Origin of the sequence: Lacticaseibacillus salsurae (assembly GCF_045862175.1) — a bacterium.
Taxonomy (GTDB): domain Bacteria; phylum Bacillota; class Bacilli; order Lactobacillales; family Lactobacillaceae; genus Lacticaseibacillus; species Lacticaseibacillus salsurae.
Map to the genome: position 1 here is coordinate 18,474 of NZ_BAAFZI010000018.1, position 24,016 is coordinate 42,489.

The window sequence follows — 24,016 nt, forward strand, 5'->3', positions numbered from 1 at the left end:
CTCGCATTTTTTTTAGAATTTCAAGATCTTGGTGCCATGGGCTTCGCTGACGCCTAATTGGCGGGCGATCTCATCGACATTGTCGGCGGTGATCCCACCACCTGGCAAAATCGTTAACTTGCCATCAGCTGCTTGGACCAAGGTTTTCAAATGGGGCAAAGTGGCTGTGATCGGCTGATCTAGCGGACCACCATGGGTCAAAATGCGATCCACTTCATGTTCGGCCAACCAGTCGATGGCTTCGGCTTGGCGCGCTTCAGGGATCGCGTCAAAAGCCATGTGCATCACCACATCCATCCCAGCGCTGGCGGCGATCAAGTTTTCCATCGCGTCTTCATCTAACCAGCCATCTGCGGTTAATGCCCCAAAGGTCACAGCGTCCACGCCTTGCGCTTGGGCTTCGAAAATGTCCGCTTCCATGATCTTGAGTTCCAAGTCGTTATACACAAAGTTGCCACCGCGCGGGCGGATCATTGCCACCACTGACGCGTCATGTTCGTGAATATAGCGCGTCGCTTCGGCTAACACGCCTTTGGAAACGGTGGTGCCGCCAACGGCTAAGTTGTCGTTAAGTTCGATGCGCCGGGCACCAGCGGCTAAGGCTTTGGGCAAAGATGTGAAGTTTTCAACACACACTTCTTTTAACATGGCTATCCTCCTAGGCTAAAAACAAGACCAGTAATACCACGATCCCCAAGGCGATGCGGTACCATCCGAAAGGCTTGAAGTCGTGAGTTTGGACGAATTTCAACAACCACTTAATGGAAATAAAGGCAACGATGAACGAAACGACGGTCCCAGTTAACAAGATCGCCCATTGTTCGCCGGTAAAGGCGTTGCCGTTGACCAAGAATTTGCCGATTTTTAACAGCGACACCCCAACCATGGTGGGGATCGCCAAGAAGAAGGAAAATTCCGTAGCGACATAACGGCTAGTGCCTAAGATGATCGCGCCTAAAATCGTGGCGCCAGAACGCGACGTCCCAGGCACGATGGATAACGCTTGGAATAACCCAATGAATAAGGCTGTTTGATAAGACAAGTCCGCTAACGTGGCGACTTTTGGGGCGCGATTTTTAAACAGGTTTTCAATGACGATAAATAAGATCCCATACAAGATCAATGTCGTGGCCACCACTTGAGGGGTGTGCAAATGCGCATCCATCCAGTCGTTTAACGGCAAACCAATGACGATCGACGGAATGCAAGCGATGATCACTTTGACCCACAAGACCCAAGTGGCAGACTTTTCTGCATGGGATTTGGATGGGGCGAAAGGGTTGAGCTTATTGAAGTACAGCAAGATCACCGCTAAGATCGCGCCAAATTGGATCACGTATTCGAACATGGCCATGAAATCGGCATTTTGTTGGATCTTAACGACTTGGCTGACCAAGTCGATATGGCCGGTAGAGCTGACCGGCAGAAACTCGGTCAGCCCTTCGACGATGCCGATGATAATGGCTTTGAAAATGTCTAACATAAAACCCTCCTGATTGAATGAGCCGCTAGGGACGGCATGCATTTGAAAACCCAGCATTTTTAGTATACCGTGCATGAAAAATATTGCCACTCATCCGGCGACATTTACACAAATGATAAAAATAAAAAAGACCTGATCCGCAGATCAAGTCTTTCATCAAGTGCTTTGGGTTTATTCAGCAGGCAAAAAGTTGACGTTCACCGCTTCTGGCGCAGGAATGTCAGCTTGTAGCCAAGTCAACTTGCCAGTTTGTTCATCGCGGCGATAAAGCGTGGCGTTGTCGGTGTTTTGGTTGACCACCAGCAGGTATTTTTGGGTGAGATCAAAGTTGAAGTCACGTGGGAATGACCCTTGAACGGGGATCTGTTGGATCAATTCCAAATGCAGTCCGCCGTCAGTGAGTGCAAATACCGCCATGGAATCATAACCGCGGTTGGACACATAGACGAACTTGCCGTCAGCGGAAATGCGGATCGCCGCCGCGCCGTTATGTTCAGTCCAAGTGGCGGGGATGGTGGCGCGGGTGTCACCGATGGTAAAGGCCCCTTGGTCATAATGCAACACCGAGATCTGGCTGGATAATTCGCCCACCAAGTAAGCCAAATGGTCATGACCTGGCAAAAAGGCGATGTGGCGTGGCCCGTAACCTACTGGTAAATGCAAGACCGTCGCTTTGCCAAGTTTGCCGTCATCAGACAGCGGATAAGTCGACAAGGTATCATTGCCAAGATCGACCAATACCAACCGGCCGTCAGGCGCCAAAGCAGAATAATGCACATGACTGGCATCTTGTTCAGGCCGCGGACCAGAGCCGCCATGCACGGCGCGATCGGTTTCCACTAAGGTGTGATCAGGCTGGATCTTGTAAACCACCGCGCGACCATCATGATAAAAGCTGGCAAACACTAGCTGCCGCGCTTCATCGATCGATACATGCGCAGGGGACCCGCCTTTGGAAAAGGTGGTTGCGATGATCTTAGCCGGGGTTTGGTTCAAATCGATAGTCGCCACGCCGCCTTCGCCGTCACCTGCCGCACAAGCATAAGCAAAGTTGGCTTTAGAAATGGCCAAGTAAGTGGGATTTTTCAAACCGGTGACAAAAGGCTCAGGGGTGGACATGCTACCATTGGCGGAATCGAAGCTGGCGGAATAAACGCCGGCGCCGGTTTTTTTGGTGTAACCGCCGAGGATCACTGTTTGTTTCATAGATGAAAACCTCCAGGAAAATAATTGTTTCTATTATAACACACGCGTGAAACCGGATACCTTCCAGCAACAAACATGTTATGATAGAAGAAAAGGTTTGCAGGAGGTAGGCATGACAAAAACAACTTCAACGGTAACGGCGATCGGGACTCATGCATTAGACCCCGCCGATCCGCTGGTGATCTTATTTGGCGAAAGTGCTACCGCGGCGTTGCGTGATGTGGCGGTGATCCAGCAATTCGCCGATCCCAATGCGCAAGCCACATTAACCATTGCGGTTGGCGATCAAGTGGCCATTGGGGATGTGGCGTATACTGTCGAGCGCGTCGGCGAGTTAGCCAATCAAAACCTTCAAACCATCGGCCATGTCAGTTTGATCTTTGACCGGATCCCTGATCAACCGATGGAAAACGCCTTATACTTAAAGCCACAAGTCAAGCCTCAGTTACAAGTTGGTAGCACCATCACTTATATCACGCAGTAATCAAAAACACCTCGCCGCGGCGAGGTGTTTTTGATTGTCCGCTTACCAAGAAGCTTTGCGGACCCCAGGAATTTGACCTTGATGGGCAAGGTCGCGGAAATTCAACCGCGAGATCCCAAACTTGCGCATGTAAGCATGCGGGCGACCATCGAGTTGGTCGCGATTGTGCATCCGCACTGGACTGGCATTGCGCGGCAGGGTCTGCAATGCCGCATAGTTACCAGTTGCTTTATATTCTGCGCGCACACTGGCATACTTATCGACAGTAGCGGCGATTTTTTTTGCTTTGGCGATTTTTGATTTTTTAGCCATGAAATTCCTCACTTTGAATTGAATTGATTAACTTACTTCTCATTAGTAACAGCATCATTAGATTAACACGTTCACTTTGAAATTACAAGTAGAATTTGACGTTTGTTGACCAAATCAAAACGCGCACCACCATTAAGGTGACGCGCGTTGGGTTTAGTATTGATCGCCGTTAAAAATGGAGTTCTTGACGATGACGTAATCGACTTTGCGCAAAGCGGCCAAGTTACGACCACCGGCATAAGAAACCGCCGATTGGAGATCTTCTTGCATTTCCGTCAAAGTATCGGCAATGTGGCCCTTTAATGGTAACAAGATCTTTTTGCCTTCGACATTATGGTGGGCGCCTTTTTGATATTCAGAAGCGGAGCCATAATATTCTTGATACATTTTGCCGTCTTTTTCAACTTTCTTGCCAGGGGTTTCATAATGCCCAGCAAACAGCGATCCGATCATGCACATTGTTGCGCCAAACCGCAATGATTTGGCAATGTCGCCGTTGTTGCGGATCCCGCCATCGGTAATGATCGGCTTGCTGGCGGCTTTGGCGCACCAGCGCAATGCGGCTAACTGCCAGCCGCCGGTACCAAAGCCGGTTTTAAGTTTGGTGATGCAAACTTTACCTGGGCCGATGCCGACTTTGGTAGCGTCAGCGCCGGCATTTTCCAATTCCCGCACGCCTTCTGGGGTGCCAACGTTACCAGCGATGACAAACGTGTCAGGAAGGTATTTCTTGATGTGTTGGATCATGTCAATGACGATCTGCGAGTGACCATGGGCGATATCGATGGTGATGTATTCTGGGGTGAGTTTGTGGCCGGCGAGTTCCTTGATAAAGGCGAACTCTTCAGGCTTGACGCCAACAGAGATCGACGCGAACAATCCTTTGGCATGCATGTCCGCCACAAAATCGGCGCGGCGTTCTGGATTGAAGCGATGCATCACATAAAAATAGTCGTTTTCAGCCAGCCACTGGGCCAGCGGTTCATCAATGATCGTTTGCATGTTTGCTGGAACAACAGGCAGCTTGAAGGTCCGGCCGCCAAATACGACAGTCGTATCGACTTCTTTGCGCGAGCGCACGATGCACTTGTTGGGAATCAGTTGAATATCTTCATAGTCAAAAATTTGCATACTTGTCGTCCTTTCGAAAACACGAACAATCTCCAATAATTCTGTGGCACTTTTCGCACCACGAGCTAATATAGGCGAAGTTCGGAGAAAAGTCAAACTTAAAAACAAATTTATAATTATCGTTCGTGTTTTACCGACTACATGTCTAATATCCGAATAGTAATTTCGATAAAGCCGAATTTTAATCGACAAAAAATCTTGACACAGCATACGTAAACGCGAATATTGTGGGATAATATGGCCGGTCGGTTGAATTTGCCACTCCGGCTGGTCGTCGCGACCCGAAAATCTGCAGGCTCCGACAAAAAGCACTCCGGCGGGCTGGTCATGGAACGCAATGGCGCTCGTCGGAGCTAACTTTGCATTCGCTACCGCTCATAAGCGCAAAGTGGATCTCCTTCTCACTGGGGTCTAAGCGGTAAACCGCTAAGCCCCCCACGGCTGATGATCAGCCGGCCTTCGCGCTTTTTGCCTCCGCCTGCAGATTTTCGGGTCCCGACCAGCCCTCCGTCCCAAATTCAACCGACCTTTGTGTATGCGTTCTTGTTACTGAATCACCAGCTTCATCCGTGAAGTGTTGGTGACTTTGCAACCTTGATGACAAGCTGATTTTGAGCGACTTAGTCAAAATGAGTTCAAAAATACCATCATTGCGCTGATCAAGAAGGTCGGCAAGCAAATGATGGCATTAGTGTGATTTGGTAGTGAGTGGTCGAGCTGTCGTAAGTGTGACCTGAACCCAGAAAAGCTGTGAGCGGAAGTGAATTGGTATCATGGAAGAAAACTGGCCAATTGCCTGTGACAGTGAAATCAAACATGACGCCGAGTTTTGGCGGCATGCGCAGATTTCACCGGCAGATCCTGAAACAGCGGGTTTTGCTGGTTCAGGATCTAGGCGAAAGAACATCGGCGGGCTTTGCCGATTTCTGTAGCCGGCCGAACGGCAACTTGGCCAGGTTTCTGGAGTGATGCCGATTCGCCGGAGCCCACAGCTTTTCGTGCCATTAGGCGAGTAGAAACTAGATCAGAAGTACTTCTTGCGCCAGAACTCAAACCCGACACCAACACCGATTGCCACAGAAATTGCGATGGTGATGATCCAGCTGGCATGCATGTTGGCCCAAGGCAATTCGACGTTCATGCCGTAAAACGAAAACACCAAAGTCGGGATCGTCAAAATGATCGAATAAGACGTGAGAAATTTCATGACGCCGTTCATGTTGTTGTTAATGATCGACGAGTAGGTATCGCTGGTTTCGTTTAAGATAGAATTGGAAATCGCCGCCATTTCCGAGCCTTGTTGATTTTCAATGATGATGTCATCCAATAGATCTTGGTCGTCTTCGTCTAAATTCAGCGGATTGGTGCGCTTGAGTTGGTCTAAGACATTGCGGTCGGTTTTGATACTCATCATGAAGTACACCAAGCCGCGTTGGATGCCCATTAACGCATACAGTTCTTCGTTTTTCAAATTATTTTGTAGTTTGTTTTCTAAGGCTTCGCGGGCTTTGTTGATGTCGCGCAAATAAGCCAAGTAAGCGACAGTCACTTGATACAACATCAACAAGCTCGCTTGGTTGCGTTTGGCCGGGTTGAAGCCGGCAATGCGGTTTTCGGCAAACATGGCCAAAAGTGGTTGGGATTGTTGGTCGATGGTGATGATCGCGGTTTTAGTTAAAATGATCGCCAGGGGCACGGTTTTATAGGTGATGCGTTTTTTCTTGTCAAGGCCGGCGATCGGCATATCAAAAATCAACAAATGCGCATCGTCGTCTGGTTCGTATTCATACCGCGCACCTTCATCAGGATCTAAGCCATATAACAGAAAGTCTTCTGGTACATGGGCTTTTTCAAGCAGCTGTTGGCGCTCAGATTCGTGAGGATCGACCGCATTGATCCAAACGCCTGGGGTGATTTTGGTTTGCGTCGTGAGCTTTGCTTTTGTATCATCAAACTTGTAGATTGCCAGCATCGTTGGACCCTCCGTGGTTTCTATAGCTAACATTCTACGCGAAAATAGGCAGGCTGACACGCCGGGAGGAAATTAATTGAAAAAAATCGATCAAAAAGCACAATGGGCGGCTACGCTGGGGCCGCTGTTTGCTTGCCCGGTGTGCCACGAGCCGTTGTTTGTCGAAAATCATTCGCTGGTGTGCCCAAATGCGCATCGTTATGACTTGGCTAAAAAAGGCACAGTGAACTTCTTAAACGCGCCGCTGAAAACCGAATATACTGCTGAGATGTTGGCGGCGCGCCGGCGGGTGTTACAAGCCGGGCTGTTTTCGCCATTCGTGGACAAAATCGCCGCGCAATTGACTGGTAGCGAACAACTGCTGGATATTGGCTGTGGGGAAGGGACGCCGACTGCGGAGTTGGCCAAAACTGGCGCCAAAGCGATCGGTTTTGATATTTCAGCCCCTGCGATCCAGCTGGCTGGCGCGTTAGCCACTGATGCCTTTTATTGTGTGGCAGATCTGGCGCGGTTGCCTTTTGTCGATCAGTCGTTTGATGTGTTGGTGGATCTGTTTTCGCCAGGTGCTTATGCGGAGTTTGATCGGGTGTTGAAACCAGGCGGGCGCTTGTTCAAAGTGATCCCAGAAGCGGATTACTTGCGCGAGTTGCGCCAAGGCTTGTATGCCGGCACGCCTAAAGGCACATATTCCAATGCGCCGGTGCTGGCCCGTTTTTTGGCGACTTATCCTGACGCGCAAGTGCAGGATCTGACGTATGACTTTCCTGTCGATGCACGACAGTTTGAAGATATTGTGGCGATGACGCCATTAAGTTGGCAAGCCCCAGCAGATAAGCGCGCGGCTTTGTTAGCGGATCCGCCAGCAAGCATTCAAGTCGCGGTCAAATTGTTACAGGTGATGAAATCTCATGCATAGTGTTGCAAATTGCATCTGTGGGTGTTAAATTACTCTTAAGCATTTTTATTTCTGGCTTTAATCAGGGCTTGCTTTTGGGAAATTGATTAAAGTTAGCGATAGGAAACTTGATTAAGGTACCGTCTCGCCGTGCTAGACACCGAGGCGGTATTTTTTTGTGTTAAAATGAAGACACACAAATTTTGGAGGTCATTATGGCTAATCACATCGTTTTGTTTGAACCGCTGATCCCAGCAAACACTGGCAACATCGCCCGCACCGCCGCGGCGACGGATTCGTATTTACATTTGATCAAACCGCTGGGCTTTGAAACCGACGATAAGCATTTAAAGCGCGCCGGCTTGGATTATTGGAACAGCGTCAAGATCGTTTATCATGATTCCTTAGACGACTTCATGGCCACAGTGCCAGACACGCGTTATTTGTATTTGGTGTCCAAGTTTGCCGACAAAACCTACTCGGATGTGGATTACTCAGATACTTCCGTGGATCACTACTACATGTTCGGCAAAGAAACCACTGGCTTGCCAGAACCATTCATGCGGGCCAACCCGGAAAAAGCTGTCCGTATCCCCATGACGGAAAATGTTCGCGCGTTGAACTTGTCCAACTGTGCCGCGTTGGTGATTTTTGAAGCCTTGCGCCAACAAAACTTCGCTGGGCTTGAACGCACGCACACTTACGAACACGACAAGCTCAAGTAGAAAGGATCCTCATGCAACTGGTTCTTGCAGAAAAACCAAGCGTTGGCGCTGAACTTGCGCGCGTTTTAAACGCCGATCACAAACACGCCGGCTATTTTGAAGGCAATGGCTATATCGTTACTTGGTCATTAGGCCATTTGCTCACGCTGAAAATGCCTGAGCAATACCATAAAGAATGGGCCGAATGGACCTTCAATACCTTGCCAATGATCCCAGACAAGCTGGAGATCACGCCGTTAAAAGAAACTCGCAAACAACTCGCTGTGGTCAAAAGCTTAGCCAAGCGCCAAGACATCACGCAAGGCGTCATCGCCACTGATGCTGGGCGCGAAGGCGAGTTGGTGGCGCGCTACATTTTTGATTACCTCCAATTCAAAAAGCCGCTGAAGCGCTTATGGATCTCGTCGCAAACTGACGCGGCGATCAAAGCCGGTTTTGCCCATTTGCGTCCAGCTTCCGAGTTTGAAAACTTGCATCAAGCCGCCTTGGCGCGCGCGGAAGCTGATTGGTTGGTGGGGTTGAATGTGTCACGCGCCTTGACGGTGAAGTATCACGATTCCTTATCTGCTGGGCGGGTGCAAACCCCAACGCTGGCATTTGTGGCGGCGCAAGAAGCCAAGATCAACCAATTCAAACCGCAAACGTATTACCAACTCAGCGTCAAAACGCCCCTTGGCAATGCGAGCTTGGCGCAACAATTCAACGATCAAAGCCAGGCGCAAGCCGAAGCAGACAAGTTGAGCCGCCAACAACTGACAGTGACAGCCGTGAAAACCAAACACGAAACCGTGCAGCCGCCATTGCCTTTTGACTTGAATGAATTGCAACAAGTCGCCAACCAACAATACGGCTTTTCGCCTAAGCAAACGCTCAATACCTTGCAACGTTTGTATGAACGCGAGAAATTAGTCACTTATCCGCGGACAGATTCGCGGTATTTGACTTCAGATCTTAAAGCCACCATGGGCACGCGGTTGGCGGCGATGGGGCGTTTTTCCAAAACTGCCGCGCAGCTGGCTAAACGTGGTCAAGCACCAGATTATGTGTACAACGATGCCAAAGTCGGCGACCACTATGGGTTGATCCCCACCGAAGAAATGGTCGAGCCTAGCCGTTTGGAACCAGACGAGCTGAAGATCTATCGCTTGATCGCCATGCGTTTTATCGATTTGTTCAAACCGGCGTATCAAGCGGACGTGTTGACTTACACGCTAAAAGCCGGCGATCAAACCTTGACCGTCAAAACCACCAGCGTCATTGAACCAGGCTTTAAAGATGTGGAAAAATCCACTGCCGAAACCTTGCCAGTGGGCGCCAAGCTTGCCGGCAAATTCTTGGTCAAGGCGCATCAAACGACGCCTCCTGCGCGGTTGAATGAAGCGACGTTGCTGGGGAAAATGGATCATTTTGGCTTAGGCACGCCGGCCACGCGCGCGGATATCATCGACAAGTTGCAAGCTGCCGGCTCCATGGAAAAGCGCGGCCGCGAATTGATCGTCACCACCAAAGGCCACGCGTTATTGAAGCTGGTCAATCCAGATCTGGTGTCGCCGGATTTAACGGCGCGCTGGGAAGCGCAACTGCAAGCCATTGAAAAAGGCCAAGTCACCCGCAAAGCCTTTATGACGGACATCAAAGCCGCCACCAAGCGCTTGGTATTAGAAGTCAAGCAAAGCACCGTCCAATATGACGACCCGAATTTGACCATGAAAAAGTGCCCAGAATGCGGCTCACGCTTGCGTGAAAAGTCGACTAAAATGGGCGTGAAGCTGGTGTGTTCCAATCCGGAATGCCACTACAGCCGCTTCCGTGATCCGAAGTTGTCTAACCACCGCTGCTCAAATTGCCACAAGAAAATGGTGATCTTGACCGGCAACAATGGTGACTACTTCAAGTGCCAAAATTGCGGCAACACTGAGCAAATGTCTGCTGCTAAAGGCAAGCGTGGCCGCGTGAATAAGCGCGAGACCCAACGTTTGATGAAGCAATACAGCAAAGACGCTGAGCCCGAAGCAGAAAGTCCGCTGGCTTTGGCGCTAAAAGCGGCCATGAAGAATCAAGATTAACTTGTAAGCCTGGCCGTTGTGGTCGGGCTTTTTATGTGGGTTTGCCTCGTGGCACGAAAATTTGTGGTTGCGACTTACGACGAAAAGTTTGTTACACCGGATTAAAGTGACATCCTTACGATCAACGGATCAACTAAGTGTAAGCACAGTTATTGATCAATTGCTTCCTAGCGCTAACTGAGAAAATCTGCAGGCGGAGACAAAAAGTGCGGAGGCGGGCTGGTCATCAGCCGTGGGGGTCTTAGCGGTTTACCGCTTAGACCCCAGCGAGAAGGAGATCCACTTTGCGTTCATGAGCGTAGCGAATGCAAAGTTAGCTCCGACGAGCGCCATAGCGTTCCATGACCAGCTCGCCGGAGTGCTTTTTGTCGGAACCTGCAGATTTTCGACTGCGAGGCGAATGAAAGTCAAAAGATGTTTTCATTGGCAAATATCGGTCGGAAGGCTTTTTTCATTACGGCGTGGCGTCGTGTATAATAGGTGAGTTAAGAGTTTTGAGGAGGCAACCATGGCAACCAGACGCAAACCGACCACACGTAAACGCAAACCAGCCCGCCGCACCGCAACCAAAGACCACACCTTAAATTGGGTCGGGGTCGTGTTTGTGGTGGTCGGCTTATTGGCGATGTTTCGTTTGGGGCTGATCGGTGCTGTATTCGCCAATTGCTTCCGCTTGCTTGGCGGCAACACGTTCATCTTTTTGACGGTGTTGTTTACCACGTTTGGCGCTTGGTTGACAGCTACTGCCAGCTTGCCGCACATTAAACCGCGCTGGTTGTGGGGCGGCTTATTGGCGTATGTCAGTATTTTGGTGCTGGTCACCGGCTTGTCAATGACGCAATTGAACATCCACAGTCACTTCGAATTGGCCATTTGGCGCACGTTGCAAAATGATTTTGCCTTAGTGACCACCACCAGTGACGCTGGCGGCGGATTGTTAGGCGGCTTGATCTTTGGCTTATTTGCGCCGTTGATCTCCATGATCGGCACTGAGATCTTGTTTGGGGTATTAACGCTAGTGGGGATCTTGATCATCGCTGGGGTGACGCCAGAACAAGTTTTCAACGTGTTTCATGCCATCGGCCGCGGCTGTGGGCGCATGGTCTCCGGGCTTAAAACCGGCATCATGAACATGCAAGACCATGTTGAGTCAAAGCCCAAGCGCCAAGCAAAACCCAAAGTTCAAAAAGCTGATCCAGCGCCTGAAGATAAAGACTTGCCTAAACCTCGGGCGCAAGCAGATGATTTCACCATAAATGCGCCACAACCAACGCCACAACCAACGCCGCAACCGGCGCCTCAACCTCAACCTAAACCTGAGCCAAAGCCAGCTGCACAGCCAGATGACGAAGGCGAGTTAGATACTGGCAATGCTGGGGCAGATTACATCATGCCGCCGATCAGTTTGTTGACGCCGGTGCCGGCAGTGGATCAATCCAAAGAAGTTAATTTGATCAAACAAAACCGCGTCAAACTCAAAGACACTATGGATTCGTTTGGCGTGGATGTGTCGGTGAAATCGGCGACCTTAGGCCCGTCGATCACCCAATATGAGATCCAACCAGCCACTGGCGTCAAAGTGTCTAAGATCGTCAACTTAGCTGATGACTTGGCGTTAGCGTTAGCGGCTAAGGATATTCGTATCGAAGCGCCGATCCCTGGCAAATCGCTGATCGGCATTGAAGTCCCTAACAAGCAAATCGCCACCGTCGGCTACCGCGATGTGTTGGAACAAACGCCAACGCATCCTGGCAAGCCGCTGGTGATCCCGTTAGGCAAAGACGTCAACGGCCATGTGCAAACCATGGACTTGTCCAAAATGCCGCATTTGTTGATTGCCGGGGCTACCGGTTCTGGGAAATCCGTCATGATCAACGTGATCATCACCAGCATTTTAATGAGCGCTAAACCTGATCAAGTGCGGATGATGTTGATCGATCCGAAAAAAGTCGAATTGTCCGTGTATAACGGCGTGCCGCATTTGTTAACGCCAGTAGTCACTGAAGCGAAGCTGGCGCCAAGTGCGTTGAATAAAGTCCTTAAAGAAATGGAACACCGCTATGAGCGCTTCGCTGCAGCTGGTGTGCGCAATATGGGCGAATACAATCAAAAAGTTGCGGAATCAAACGACCCGGCGATGACCAAAATGCCTTACATTGTGGTGATCGTCGATGAATTGTCTGACTTGATGATGGTTGCCGGCAATGAAGTTGAAACTGCCATTGTGCGCTTGGCGCAAATGGCGCGGGCAGCTGGGATCCATATCATTATTGCCACCCAGCGGCCATCAGTGGATGTCATTACCGGCTTGATCAAAGCCAACATTCCATCGCGGATCGCGTTTGCTGTTTCCAGTGGGGTGGATTCTCGGACCATTTTAGATGCCAATGGCGCTGAAAAACTGCTTGGTCGCGGCGATATGCTGTATAAACCCATCGATGCTTCTAGCCCGATGCGGATCCAAGGCGCGTTCATTCCTTCAGCGGATGTGGAAGCGGTGGTTTCGGCAATCACTGATCAAGTGCAACCCGAATATCTTGATGATATGGCACCTACTGATGGGCCAGAAGCCAGTGACCAAGGCGCTTCAGATGATGAATTGTATGATGATGCCAAAGCCTTTGTGATCCAGCAACAAAACGCGTCGACCAGTTTGTTGCAGCGGCGGTTTCGCATTGGGTATAACCGCGCGGCCCGCTTGATCGATGACTTGCAGCAACAAGGCATCATCACGCCACCAGATGGGTCCAAGCCACGTAAAGTGTTGATCACACCAACAGAACAACAGGAGAAATAATGCGAGCAAAATTAGCTAAAGGCGTGGGGTTGACCGTGATCCCCACGACGCAATTTAAAACCACTAGGATCGCGATCCACTTTTTGGCGCCATTGAACCATGCGGATGTGGCAGCACGGACGCTGTTGACCAGTGTTTTAGAAACCGCCAGCCAAGATCATCCGACCCAATCGCAGTTATCTGCATATCTAGAAGGCTTGTTTGGCGCCAGTTTTGGCATCGGCGTCGGCAAAGAAGGACGCTTGCACCGGGTGTCGGCGACGATGAACTTGTTGAGTGATCAACTTGCGCAAAGTGATTTGTTGGCGCAAGGCATGGCGTTTTTGAAGCAAGTGTTACTGCGACCATTGATGGTCAAAGGGCGCTTTGATGAGCCGATCTTCGCGCGCGAAAAGCACAACTTGACTCAGTACTTGGAAAGTTTGGAAGAAGACCGCCAAACTCAAGCCAGCCTGGGACTTCAAGCGTTATATTTTCAAAGTGACCCCAGCCAAGCGACGCCATCTTTTGGCACGCCGGCAGGCTTAGCGCAAGTTTCGGCCAAACATTTGGTCAGTGTCTATCACCAAATGTTGGCCAGTGATCGCATTGAGATCGTGGTGTTAGGCAATGTCGAAGCTTCGCAAGTCCAAACGTTAGCCGAAGCGTTTGATTTTGCACCGCGTGCGATTGACGATGATGCGCTTGATAGTGACTTGCCGCTACATGACTTGGCGACGCAAACCGTCACAGCGCCAGTGATCCAGGCAAAGTTGAACCTGGGTTATCATGTGGACACGGATTATTTTGGTCCAAAAGCCTATGCAGCGATCGTGGCCAATGAACTTTTTGGCGGTTCAGCGCTGTCTAAGTTGTTTACCAATGTGCGCGAAAAAGCCAGCTTGGCGTATTATGCGTCTAGCTCCTTTGATCAAGCGCGGCATATGGTCACAGTACAAACTGGCATCGACGCCGAACAACGCGACGTGGTGTTGGCATTGATCGGCGACCAGCTCAAACAAGTGCAACAAGGTGATTTCACTGACGAACAACTGCAAACCATGAAAGACGGCTTGATCGCCAATCGCGAAACGGCTTATGATGCGCCGAGATTTCTAGCGCGCATCGGGTTGCTGGAAAGTTTATGGCCAAGCCAACCGCATACCTTGCAAGCGTATCTCGATGGGGTGCAAGCCGTCACCCGAAAACAAGTGATGCAAGCGGCTAAAGGCTTTGCGCTACAAGCCGTGTATTGTTTACAAAAAGAGGTGGGCTGATGGAAAAACAAGAGTATCAAGTGTTAGGCGAAACGCTGTATACGCAGACATTGCCCAATGGCTTGCGCGTGTTAGTCGTGGCTAAGCCTGAGTTTCATGAAACTTATGCGTTGTTTGCCACTAACTATGGCGCCATCGACACCAGCTTCGTGCCGCTTGGCCAAAGCAAAATGGTTCAACAGCCGGCGGGGATCGCGCATTTTTTGGAACACAAAATGTTTGAAAAAGCCGACCATGACGCGTTTGACTTGTTTGGCAAAACTGGCGCCAACGCCAATGCTTACACCTCCACCACGCGCACGGCTTATTTGTTTTCAGCCAGCCGCGCCGTTGATGAAAATCTCAACACGCTGTTGGATTTTGTCCAAGATCCGTATTTCACCGACAAAACCGTCAACAAAGAAAAAGGCATCATTGGCCAAGAGATCCAAATGTATCAAGATGACCCTGGCTGGCGCTTATATTTGGGGATGCTGGGCTCGCTTTACCCTAACCACCCAGCAAGCGTTGACGTGACCGGCACGATCGAGTCGATCGCCACCATCACCCCAGAAATGTTGTATCAAGCCCATGCGCGCTTTTATCACCCCACAAACATGACGTTGACAGTGGTGGGGCCAGTGGATCCGCAACATGTGATCGATTTAGTCGCCGCCAATCAAGCCGCTAAAACTTTTCCAGCCGCGCAACCGATCGTGCGCGGCGTCAATTGGGATCTGGATAAACACACCGTGATCGCCCATCGCGAATTGGCGTTGCCAGTGGTACGGCCGAAAGTGATGCTGGGGATCAAAGGCCAAACCAAAGTCTTGGATGACGAAGCGGGCTTGAAAGTGCAGATCGCCACGCGCTTATTGCTTGAGGCGTTATTTGGCGATTCATCGCCACTTTATCAGCAATGGTATGACGCCGGCTTGGTGGATGATTCGTTTGATTACGGCTTTGAAGCCCAACGGACGTTTAATTTTGCCACCATCGGCGGGGATGTTGACGACCCGACAGCGTTGATTCAAGCGCTACAGACGCGCATTGCGCAAGGCGCTGATCAGCCGGAATTGACCCTTGAGCGCTTTGAGCGGTTGAAATCAGCAGCATTGGGTAAATATGCGATGTCGCTGAATTCCATGTCCAGTATTGCCAATGGCGTCAGCAGCCAAAGCTTTGGTGACGTGAACTTGTTTGATTACCAACGCGTGCTGCAAGCGGTGACCTTCAACGACGTCAAACTCGCGGCCAAACAATTATTTGATCCAGCCGCAGTGGCCAGCTTGGTGATCTACCCAAGCGATCAGGAGGCGTAATATGCGTGCAGCTTTGATTATTGGCGCTTCTGGCGATATTGGCACTGCCATTGCCGAAAAGCTGGCGGCTCAAGGGTATTCGCTGTATTTGCATTATCACACCCATCCGGTCGACGCTTTGGTCGCGCGGTTGGCGGCTAAATACCCGAAGCAAGATTTTATCCCGTTGGCGTATGATCTGACCGATCCAGACCACTTGGATGCAGTCGTCAGCCAGCTGTTTTCTTTGGATGCGGTAGTTTTTGCCGCCGGACAAACGTATTATCACTTGTTTAAAGACACGACTGTCGCGGAGTTGACCGCCTTGATGCGGGTACATCTGCTGACGCCAATGGCTTTATTGACCAAGCTTGAAAAAAAGCTTGCGCAAAGCGGCCACGGGCGGGTCGTTTTCATCGGGTCAGTATATGGCGGCGCCGGGTCGGCGATGGAAGTGGCTTATTCCACGGTGAAAGGCGGCCAGTCCGCTTTTGTGAAAGCTTATGCGCAAGAAGTGGCCAGCTTAGGCATCACCGTCAATGTGGTGGCACCTGGGGCAGTGGCGACCAAAATGAACCACATGTTTGACCCAGAAGTGTTACATGACGTCGTCTCGGAGATCCCAGCTGCCCGCTTAGCCCAGCCGCAAGATATCAGCTTTTATGTGGCGACGTTGTTAAAGCCAGAAGCCGCTTATTTGACCGGGCAAACGTTATATGTCACCGGCGGCTGGTTGCGCTAACGACTTCTCAACAATTTCTTAATTCATGCCTATGTTGTTTCATGGTATAATGAAAACAGACATTAAAAACTTAGCGGGTGAAGAAAACAAATGGATGAAATTGGGCAAAAACTGCGCACCGCCCGAATTGAAAAGGGCTACACACTTGATGACTTGCAACAGATCACCAAGATTCAAAAACGTTACTTGATCGCCATTGAAGAAGGTAATTTCGATGCGCTGCCAGGTGACTTTTATGTGCGTGCGTTTATCAAACAATATGCCGACACGGTGGGCATCGACTCTGATGCCTTGTTGACGCAATTTCAACAAGACATTCCGGACACTCAACCGCAAGAATATGTGGAACAATCCGTTGAAAGCCAATCACGCAAAACGCGCGCTGTGGCCGCTAGCCCGAAGAATAAATTCCGGCGCTATTTGCCTCAGATCGTGATCGCCGTGATCGCCGTGGTGATCATTGCGGTCGCTTATGTGGTGACGTATCGCTCATCGCAAGCCAACAAGCAAGCGATTCCGGACACGGCCAGCTCCGTGACTGTATCCAGCAAAAAGAAAAGCTCCTCGAAAGCCAAAAGTTCCTCTAAAGCTTCCAGCAAGTCTTCAAGTGTTGACAAGTCGTCTAGCTCAAAGAAAGCCAAGTCGTCTAGTTCCAGCAAAAAGGCGACTGACAAGTTAAGCGTCGCTGTGGCTCCTGAAGCCAACGCTGCGCAAGCTGTCACCGTTAAAAACTGGCCAGCCACGACCAACAACATCACCGTTGGCGCAAGTAAAAGTGCCGCATGGGTCGAAGTGTTGATCAACGGTGCCGCTTCTTGGCAAGGCACATTAGCGGCTGGGAGTAACCACACCGTTGCTTTGCCAGCAGGTACCACTAGCTTTGCCGTGAAGTCAGGCAATGCCACAGTCACCACGATCAAGTTGAATAAAACCAATGTGGATATCTCCAGTGGGACTAGTTTTGTGCGGACCATTAATTTCACCACAGAAAGCGCAGGTAAGTAGGCGTGAATTTACCAAATAAGTTGACCTTGATGCGGATGATTTTGATCCCGATCTTCACGTTGTTGTTAGTGCTGAATTGGCCGGCAGGGTCGGTTTCCGTTTTTGGCGAACCTGTGGCCACCAGCTGGTTTGTCGGCGTGATCATTTTCATCGTGGCATGCTTGACGGACTTTGCTGATGGACAGATCGCGCGGCGCAACCACTTGGTGACCAACTTCGGTAAGTTCGCCGATCCTTTGGCTGACAAGTTGTTGGTCATGACCGCCTTTATTTTCTTGGCTGTGCGCGGTTCAGTGCCAGCTTGGGGTGTGGCGATCATCTTATGGCGCGAACTAGCAGTCACTGGCTTGCGCTTATTGCTCGCCGGCAGCGGTGAAGTCTTAGCTGCGGCTTGGCCTGGCAAGATCAAAACCAACGCCCAAATGTTTGCGATCATTTTCTTGATGTTCAATAACTTCGGCTTAGGTTTGCGCATCGACTTGATCTTGTTTTACTTGGCGGTATTCTTCACCATTTACTCTGGCACAGAATACTTCTACAAAAATCGCGGCGTCTTTGCCGATTCATTCTAAAATCAACGCTAAGCTGAGCCATTCGTGGTAACAGCTGACAGCACTGACGCCTTGGGGTCACGATTCGTTTTTTGAATCGCGGTTTCAAGGCGTTTGTGCCACTTAAAGAAATTTGCCCAACACATTTTCAAATTTAAAAAGGTGGTAAGCACATGCAAGCAGAGATCATTGCAGTTGGTACCGAAATTCTATTAGGCCAAATCGTCAATTCCAATGCGAGTTTTTTGGCCAAGCAATTCGCCGATCTGGGCATCGATAGCTTGAATCAACAAGTCGTTGGCGACAACCCGCAGCGCATGGAAGCGGCATTGCAACTGGCGGATTCGCGCGCAGACGTTGTGGTGTTACTAGGGGGCTTGGGCCCGACGAAAGACGATTTGTCCAAACAAGTGTTGGCCAAGCACTTAGGCGTTGAACTGGCTACCGACCAACCAGCGCATGACAAGCTAGCCCATTACGCTGAGCAACAACGTCACACCATGACGGCTAACAACTGGGTACAAGCCCAGTATCCTGCTGGCGCGCATGTGTTAGCCAATCACGTGGGGTTAGCGGTTGGGGCAGTGTATGAAGCACCAACGCATCGCTACATTTTGCTCCCTGGCCCGCCAAAAGAATTCAAGCCGATGGTATTAGATCAACTGGTGCCATATTTGCTCAAGGTGCTAGGCGGCGACTCAGTGCTTCAAAGCAAAGTCTTGCGCTTTTTTGGGATCGGGGAGTCAGCACTGGTCACAGAACTCCAAGATCTGATCGCCAATCAAACCAATCCCACCATTGCCCCTTACATCAAAGATTGGGAAGTGACGTTGCGGATCACTGCCAAAGCCAAAACCACTGAAGCTGCCCAAGCGCTGATCGCGCCGATGCAACAAGCCGTGCTGGATCGTGTCGGGCAGTATTTCTATGGTTTCGGCGATGACAACTCCTTGGCAAAAGTAGCCGTGCAGGCGTTAGCGGCGCATCATTTGACGGTGACTGCTGCAGAAAGCTTGACTGCTGGGGCTTTTCAATCCGCGTTAGGTGACGTGCCTGGCGTTTCTGAGTGGTTCAAAGGCGGATTCGTCACTTACAGCAATCACACCAAAGCCCAGTTTTTAGGTTTGGATGAAGCCAAGATCAACGCTGACGGCGCGGTGAGTGAAGCCACGGCGATCGCGATGGCCGATGGCGCGCGCGCCAAGGCTGAAGCTGACTTGGCGATCGCCTTTACTGGCGTGGCTGGCCCAGGCCCAGATGCAGGCCAAGAAGCTGGCACGGTGTGGATCGGCTTAGCGCAAGCTGGCAAGAAGACGACCGCCACGCTGTATCATTTTCCTGGCGCACGCGCCGATGTACGCGGCCGCGCAGTGAAAGCCGGCTTATTTGCGATCTATCAAGCCTTAAGCAAGTAATTTGAACCATTGCGTCAAAAGCGCGCAGCAAATGCGGGCTTTTTTTGCTGGAGAACAGCGACAAATCAAGCTTTTTGGCGGAGAAAATGCGGCGGTTAAGCGTTTTGATGCAAGCGTTGCCGCTTGTCGCGCTTGAAGCCGTGATTGACTTGCAGGCGTGGGTTCGCTACAATCGAATAGTATTAACTAATTCTATAAAATAGCATCAGTGAACGTTCTATTAGAACCATCGCTATGATGATGCGGAGGTGAACAGATGAGCTCAGGAATTTGGGCCGCAATTATCCTCGTCGCGATCATCGCCTTAGCGATCGGGGTTTGGATTGGGACCATTATCCAGAATCGCAAGCATCAACAAAGCTTAGATCTGGCGCATGACAGCGCACAAGGGATAATTGAGGCCGCTAAAAAAGAAGCATCCACGCTTAAAAAAGAGACCTTGATCGAAGCCAAAGATCAAGCCCACACGTATCGCAGCCAAGTGGAGCAAGAGTTACAAGATCGCCGCAATGAAGTGCAAAAAGCGGAGAACCGTAACGTTTCCCGGGAAGCGACGCTGGATCATCGCGACGACACGCTGGATCGTAAAGAACAAAGCCTGTCTGATCGAGATGCCAATCTAAATGCCAAGCAGCAACAACTAGATGAACGTGAAGCTAGTATTGCTGCCATCATTGCCGAACAACAAAAGACCTTAGAACAAGTCGCGGAATTGACCAAAAGCCAAGCCCGCGACCGTATCCTGACTGATACCAAAGCTGAACTTGCCCATGAGCGAGCGAAGCTGATCAAAGAAAGTGAAACCGAAGCCAAAGACACAGCCGACAAACAAGCCAAAATGCTGATCGCCCAAGCGATCCAGCGTTCGGCTTCTGATGTGGTGGCCGAATCCACTGTCACCGTGGTGAACTTACCAAACGATGACATGAAAGGTCGCATCATCGGGCGTGAAGGCCGTAACATTCGCACGTTGGAAACGCTCACAGGGATCGATTTGATCATCGACGACACACCAGAAGCTGTGGTGTTGTCTGGTTTTGATCCGATCCGCCGTGAAATTGCGCGCATGGCTTTGGAAAAGTTGATCCAAGATGGCCGGATCCATCCGGCTCGCATTGAAGAAATGGTGGATAAAGCTCGCAAAGAAATGGATGATCGTATCCGTGAATTTGGTGAGCAAGCCATTTTTGATATCGGGATCCACAACATGCACCCAGACTTGATCAAAGTCTTGGGCCGCTTACACTTCAGGACTTCTTATGGCCAAAATGTGCTCGATCACTCCATTCAAGTGGCAAAACTTGCCGGGGTAATGGCAGCCGAGCTCGGTGTTGATGTCACCATGGCGAAACGCGCCGGATTATTGCATGATATCGGCAAAGCACTAGATCATGAAGTCGACGGCTCGCACGTTGAAATTGGCGTGGAGCTGGCGACGAAGTACAAAGAACCAGCGACGGTCATCAACGCGATCGCCTCACACCACGGGGACGTCCCGGCAACTAGTGTGATCTCCGTGTTAGTGGCTGCAGCTGACGCGATTTCTGCGGCGCGTCCAGGCGCGCGTAGCGAATCGCTGGAGAACTACTTACACCGCCTTGAAAAGCTGGAAGCGATCGCCAACTCCTATCCAGGTGTCGATCACTCCTTTGCGATCCAAGCCGGCCGCGAAGTCCGCGTGATCGTGCAACCTGACAAATTGTCAGACGAGCAATCCGTGGTATTGGCGCGCGACATTCGCAACCAAATCGAAAAAGAACTGGAATATCCAGGGCATATCAAAGTCACCGTCATTCGCGAAAAGCGGACGGTGGAGTATGCCAAATAATCAAGAGATGCGCCTGCTAGGGATGGTGGGCGTATTTTTGTGGCTTAATTTTGAGTGACAGGCAATTTACGATAAATGACTTTGACAAGTATGAAATGTTACCGTTCAACAACAGTTGGCCAAAATTCTTTAGTCCTGGCAAGATTTATCCTATACTTAACACTATCTTAAATAAATTTTACGTTATTTTTGAAAAATGACATTGACCAGTCAACATTCAATGGGGTGAATCAGATGACAAAAATTTCAGCACAGCGGCCAGTGCTGGGCATCGTGGGACTATTTTCGGTTTTAATTTTAGCGAATCACGCATTAACCGAGCAAGTGCATGCCGATACCAATCAAAGCAGTGCGTCCACGCAAGCAGATGCCCAAGCATCGAGCAATACGCAATCAAGCGTCACGTTGAAGTCGAGCACACCGACGACTAATGTGACGACGCAGGCACAAGCTGCAGGGACGATTGCAGAAGCCGCTTTTCAGTTAACCAATCAACACGACAATTCCAGTGCTGAGTCAGCGGGAAATCGTTCAATGGGCGCGATTATCAATACCCAGGCGTTAGCGGCATTAACCAATGAAACTGGCTCGACCAGTACCAAACATATTTTACGGGCGCCAGCAGGTTTAGATGAAGCAACTTCAGCAAAATGGCTGACGATTGCCAAACAACTTGCCGCAGCAGATCAAGCTAAAACCGGGCGCAGTCAGCAGATCATCATGGTTTCTGACACGGCACCAACGGTCAAATCGTTTGCAATTGGCCAAGATACCTCGGTTCCAAGTGTAGACGCCGTCGATGTGGCTTCCTATCAAAGCTGGATGACGCAGGCAAATTACAATCAGCTAAAAGTCGCTGGCGTTAAAACCGTGATCGTTAAAATTTCGCAAGGAACTGATTATTCCAATCCATATGCGGCGACGCAAATCAAATATGCCAAAGCTGCTGGATTAAACGTCGCCATTTATCATTTTGCCACGTTTAGCGATACTAGCTCTGCTGCAGCTGAAGCTAAGCAAACAATCAGTACCTTGAAAACATTAGGTCTACCCACATCAACTTTGGTATTTGCTGATATGGAAGACAACTCTACCAATACCAGCACTGTATCAACGAATTTAAATGCCTATTGGACAGCCATGAATGCTGGTGGCTATACCAATCATGGTGTTTATACGGGGGGCTTATTTGGAAGTACTTATGCGGCAAATACATCAGGTACGGTTGGTGCTTCAAAAACCTGGTACGCCCAGTATCCTTACACACCATCTAAGAATGATTTGTGGAACACTGGTTACGGCGCCTGGCAATTTTCATCGACAGCCTATCTTTCTGGTTATCAAGGTAACGCGATCGATGCCTCACATGATTACGATGGCTTGTTAAGCGGTAGTGTCAAAACCACTTACGATACCATCACCAGTACGAAGAACATCAACTTACCTGGCACGATCAACCAGACCAATCGTGCTGATGGTTTTTATTCCGCCCCGTATAACACAAACGCAGCGACAGCCAAGTCTAATTCCAATGGCAAGGCCTTCAACGGCCAAACCGTTCAAGTGTTAGAACAGGCGACAACGTCTCGTAGTGCCAGTGCTGGCAATACCTTTTATAAGATTCGATTTGTGAATGGTAAAACCTACTGGACGGATCAACGCGCGGTAAAACTGGGGAGCTTTTACTCACAAAGCAACAAACACTCAGTTAACTATAAGGCCCGAATCGATCAAACCAATCGCAATGATGGCCTGTATCCAGATGGACCTTACAAAACCTCGATCACTAATATTTTTCAAAATTCCAATGCCCGTAACTATAATAAGCAAATTGTACCAGTCAGCGCTGAGGTGACGACGCCGACAGGGACATATTGTCAAATTAAGTTGAGTAATGGGGCCTATGAATGGATCGATAAAAAAGGGCTCAACGATGATATTTATGATCACATTACCGAAACCAAGAGTTTATCGTTTGTCGCAAGGATCAATCAAGCTGGGCGCTCAGACGGCTTGTATTCAGCGCCATACAATACTAGCTTTGCTTCATCCGTTCAAAACTCAAACGCCAAGCAACACAATGGGCAAGCCGTTACGGTGATTGAGCAGGCCACGACGCAACGGGCAGCATCCTTAGGCAATCTTTTTTATGAAATTCGCTTTAATGATGGAACCACGAGTTGGATCGATGCCCGAGGCGTTAGCCGCGTTGCCCTCAACACAATCACCAGCACAAAAACACTAGATTTGGCTGGCACGATCGATCAATCAGGTCGCCAAGATGGCTTGTATTCAGCGCCTTGGAATACCGATGTGCTGACGATCACGGAAAATCATAATGCGAAGAGTTACGCGGGCCAAACCGTCCAAGTCATTAAAGAAGCCACAACTGATCGCAGTGCGACCAGCGGCAATCATTTTTACGAAATTAAGTTGAAGAATGGCCGTGAACTGTGGATCGATGCTCGCGGGATTAAGTTGAAGCAACTTGAAACCGTCAAGGATCAAAAGACCGTCGACTATACGGCTCAGATCGTGCAAACTGGGCGCAGTGATGGCTTATATGATCATCCTTATAATAGTGACGCAGATAGCATTTTTCCAAATACGAATGCGTTGGCATATGCCGGACGCGGTGTGCAGGTCAAAGCGACTGCGGTGACCTCACAAGGCACCTATGCCAAGGTCACCTTGCCTAATGGTACGGTCAAATGGATCGATGTCAAAGGGCTCAAGAAAGTCCCGCGTTTTACAATCAAGTTAGCCACTATCGTTAGCACTCAGACAAAATAAAAAACACCAAGTCGATACGACCTGTTATCATTAAAGTTCCTACACAATTAATGAAAGAGGTATCGTCTTGATGCA

19 protein-coding genes are annotated in these 24,016 nt (G+C 49.9%); 13 read left to right on the top strand and 6 right to left on the bottom strand.

The window, feature by feature from the left end; genetic code table 11:
- Positions 1–12: 12 nt before the first annotated feature.
- The 3 genes from ACKTSG_RS07065 to ACKTSG_RS07075 form a co-directional block, all read right to left on the bottom strand.
- A complete protein-coding gene (locus ACKTSG_RS07065) occupies positions 13–648 on the bottom strand; it encodes a copper homeostasis protein CutC (protein WP_407893308.1) in 636 nt (211 codons plus the stop codon).
- Between the two features lie 10 nt (positions 649–658).
- Positions 659–1,483 carry an undecaprenyl-diphosphate phosphatase gene (locus tag ACKTSG_RS07070; RefSeq protein ID WP_407893310.1) on the bottom strand — a complete coding sequence of 275 codons (825 nt, stop codon included), beginning with the start codon at positions 1,481–1,483 and terminating at the stop codon, positions 659–661.
- Between the two features lie 171 nt (positions 1,484–1,654).
- Positions 1,655–2,689, bottom strand: a complete 1,035-nt coding sequence (locus ACKTSG_RS07075) for a lactonase family protein (RefSeq protein ID WP_407893312.1) — start codon at positions 2,687–2,689, stop codon at positions 1,655–1,657.
- A 112-nt stretch (positions 2,690–2,801) separates the two neighbouring features.
- On the opposite strand from ACKTSG_RS07075, the gene ACKTSG_RS07080 reads away from it, so the two are divergent.
- Complete coding sequence (locus ACKTSG_RS07080; RefSeq protein ID WP_407893314.1) at positions 2,802–3,173, top strand: PTS glucitol/sorbitol transporter subunit IIA; 372 nt, start codon at positions 2,802–2,804, stop codon at positions 3,171–3,173.
- A 42-nt stretch (positions 3,174–3,215) separates the two neighbouring features.
- Here ACKTSG_RS07080 and rpsN read toward each other — a convergent pair whose 3' ends face one another.
- From rpsN to ACKTSG_RS07095, 3 genes are all read right to left on the bottom strand, one after another.
- Entirely contained in the window at positions 3,216–3,485 is a 270-nt protein-coding gene (gene rpsN / locus ACKTSG_RS07085; RefSeq protein WP_407893316.1) for a 30S ribosomal protein S14, read from the bottom strand.
- 153 nt (positions 3,486–3,638) lie between these two features.
- Complete coding sequence (locus ACKTSG_RS07090; RefSeq protein ID WP_407893318.1) at positions 3,639–4,616, bottom strand: GMP reductase; 978 nt, start codon at positions 4,614–4,616, stop codon at positions 3,639–3,641.
- A 1,024-nt stretch (positions 4,617–5,640) separates the two neighbouring features.
- Positions 5,641–6,588 carry a magnesium transporter CorA family protein gene (locus ACKTSG_RS07095; protein ID WP_407893319.1) on the bottom strand — a complete coding sequence of 316 codons (948 nt, stop codon included), beginning with the start codon at positions 6,586–6,588 and terminating at the stop codon, positions 5,641–5,643.
- A gap of 76 nt (positions 6,589–6,664) precedes the next feature.
- Between ACKTSG_RS07095 and ACKTSG_RS07100 the strand changes: the two genes are divergently transcribed.
- The 12 genes from ACKTSG_RS07100 to ACKTSG_RS07155 all read left to right on the top strand — a co-directional run bounded on the left by ACKTSG_RS07100 (position 6,665) and on the right by ACKTSG_RS07155 (position 23,941).
- Positions 6,665–7,504: a methyltransferase domain-containing protein gene (locus ACKTSG_RS07100; RefSeq protein WP_407893320.1), complete on the top strand. Its 840-nt coding sequence runs from the start codon at positions 6,665–6,667 to the stop codon at positions 7,502–7,504.
- Positions 7,505–7,698: 194 nt separating this feature from the next.
- Entirely contained in the window at positions 7,699–8,208 is a 510-nt protein-coding gene (gene trmL / locus ACKTSG_RS07105; RefSeq protein WP_407893322.1) for a tRNA (uridine(34)/cytosine(34)/5-carboxymethylaminomethyluridine(34)-2'-O)-methyltransferase TrmL, read from the top strand.
- 11 nt (positions 8,209–8,219) lie between these two features.
- Positions 8,220–10,274, top strand: a complete 2,055-nt coding sequence (locus ACKTSG_RS07110) for a DNA topoisomerase 3 (protein ID WP_407893324.1) — start codon at positions 8,220–8,222, stop codon at positions 10,272–10,274.
- A 508-nt stretch (positions 10,275–10,782) separates the two neighbouring features.
- Complete coding sequence (locus tag ACKTSG_RS07115; RefSeq protein ID WP_407893326.1) at positions 10,783–13,071, top strand: DNA translocase FtsK; 2,289 nt, start codon at positions 10,783–10,785, stop codon at positions 13,069–13,071.
- A complete protein-coding gene (yfmF, locus tag ACKTSG_RS07120) occupies positions 13,071–14,327 on the top strand; it encodes an EF-P 5-aminopentanol modification-associated protein YfmF (protein ID WP_407893328.1) in 1,257 nt (418 codons plus the stop codon). Before ACKTSG_RS07115 ends, yfmF begins: the two co-directional genes overlap by 1 nt.
- Positions 14,327–15,628 (top strand): EF-P 5-aminopentanol modification-associated protein YfmH, encoded by a 1,302-nt coding sequence (gene yfmH / locus ACKTSG_RS07125; protein WP_407893330.1) that lies wholly within the window; start codon positions 14,327–14,329, stop codon positions 15,626–15,628. The genes yfmF and yfmH overlap by 1 nt, the downstream gene beginning before the upstream one ends.
- 1 nt (position 15,629) lies before the next feature.
- On the top strand, positions 15,630–16,349 hold the full coding sequence (gene ymfI, locus ACKTSG_RS07130; RefSeq protein WP_407893332.1) for an elongation factor P 5-aminopentanone reductase: 720 nt from the start codon (positions 15,630–15,632) through the stop codon (positions 16,347–16,349).
- Between the two features lie 90 nt (positions 16,350–16,439).
- Positions 16,440–17,354, top strand: a complete 915-nt coding sequence (locus tag ACKTSG_RS07135) for a helix-turn-helix domain-containing protein (protein ID WP_407893334.1) — start codon at positions 16,440–16,442, stop codon at positions 17,352–17,354.
- A gap of 2 nt (positions 17,355–17,356) precedes the next feature.
- Entirely contained in the window at positions 17,357–17,926 is a 570-nt protein-coding gene (pgsA, locus tag ACKTSG_RS07140; RefSeq protein ID WP_407893336.1) for a CDP-diacylglycerol--glycerol-3-phosphate 3-phosphatidyltransferase, read from the top strand.
- A 152-nt stretch (positions 17,927–18,078) separates the two neighbouring features.
- Positions 18,079–19,320 (top strand): competence/damage-inducible protein A, encoded by a 1,242-nt coding sequence (locus ACKTSG_RS07145; RefSeq protein WP_407893338.1) that lies wholly within the window; start codon positions 18,079–18,081, stop codon positions 19,318–19,320.
- 256 nt (positions 19,321–19,576) lie between these two features.
- Positions 19,577–21,148 carry a ribonuclease Y gene (gene rny / locus ACKTSG_RS07150; RefSeq protein ID WP_407893340.1) on the top strand — a complete coding sequence of 524 codons (1,572 nt, stop codon included), beginning with the start codon at positions 19,577–19,579 and terminating at the stop codon, positions 21,146–21,148.
- A gap of 234 nt (positions 21,149–21,382) precedes the next feature.
- Positions 21,383–23,941 (top strand): GW dipeptide domain-containing protein, encoded by a 2,559-nt coding sequence (locus tag ACKTSG_RS07155; protein WP_407893342.1) that lies wholly within the window; start codon positions 21,383–21,385, stop codon positions 23,939–23,941.
- The last annotated feature ends 75 nt before the right edge of the window (positions 23,942–24,016 follow it).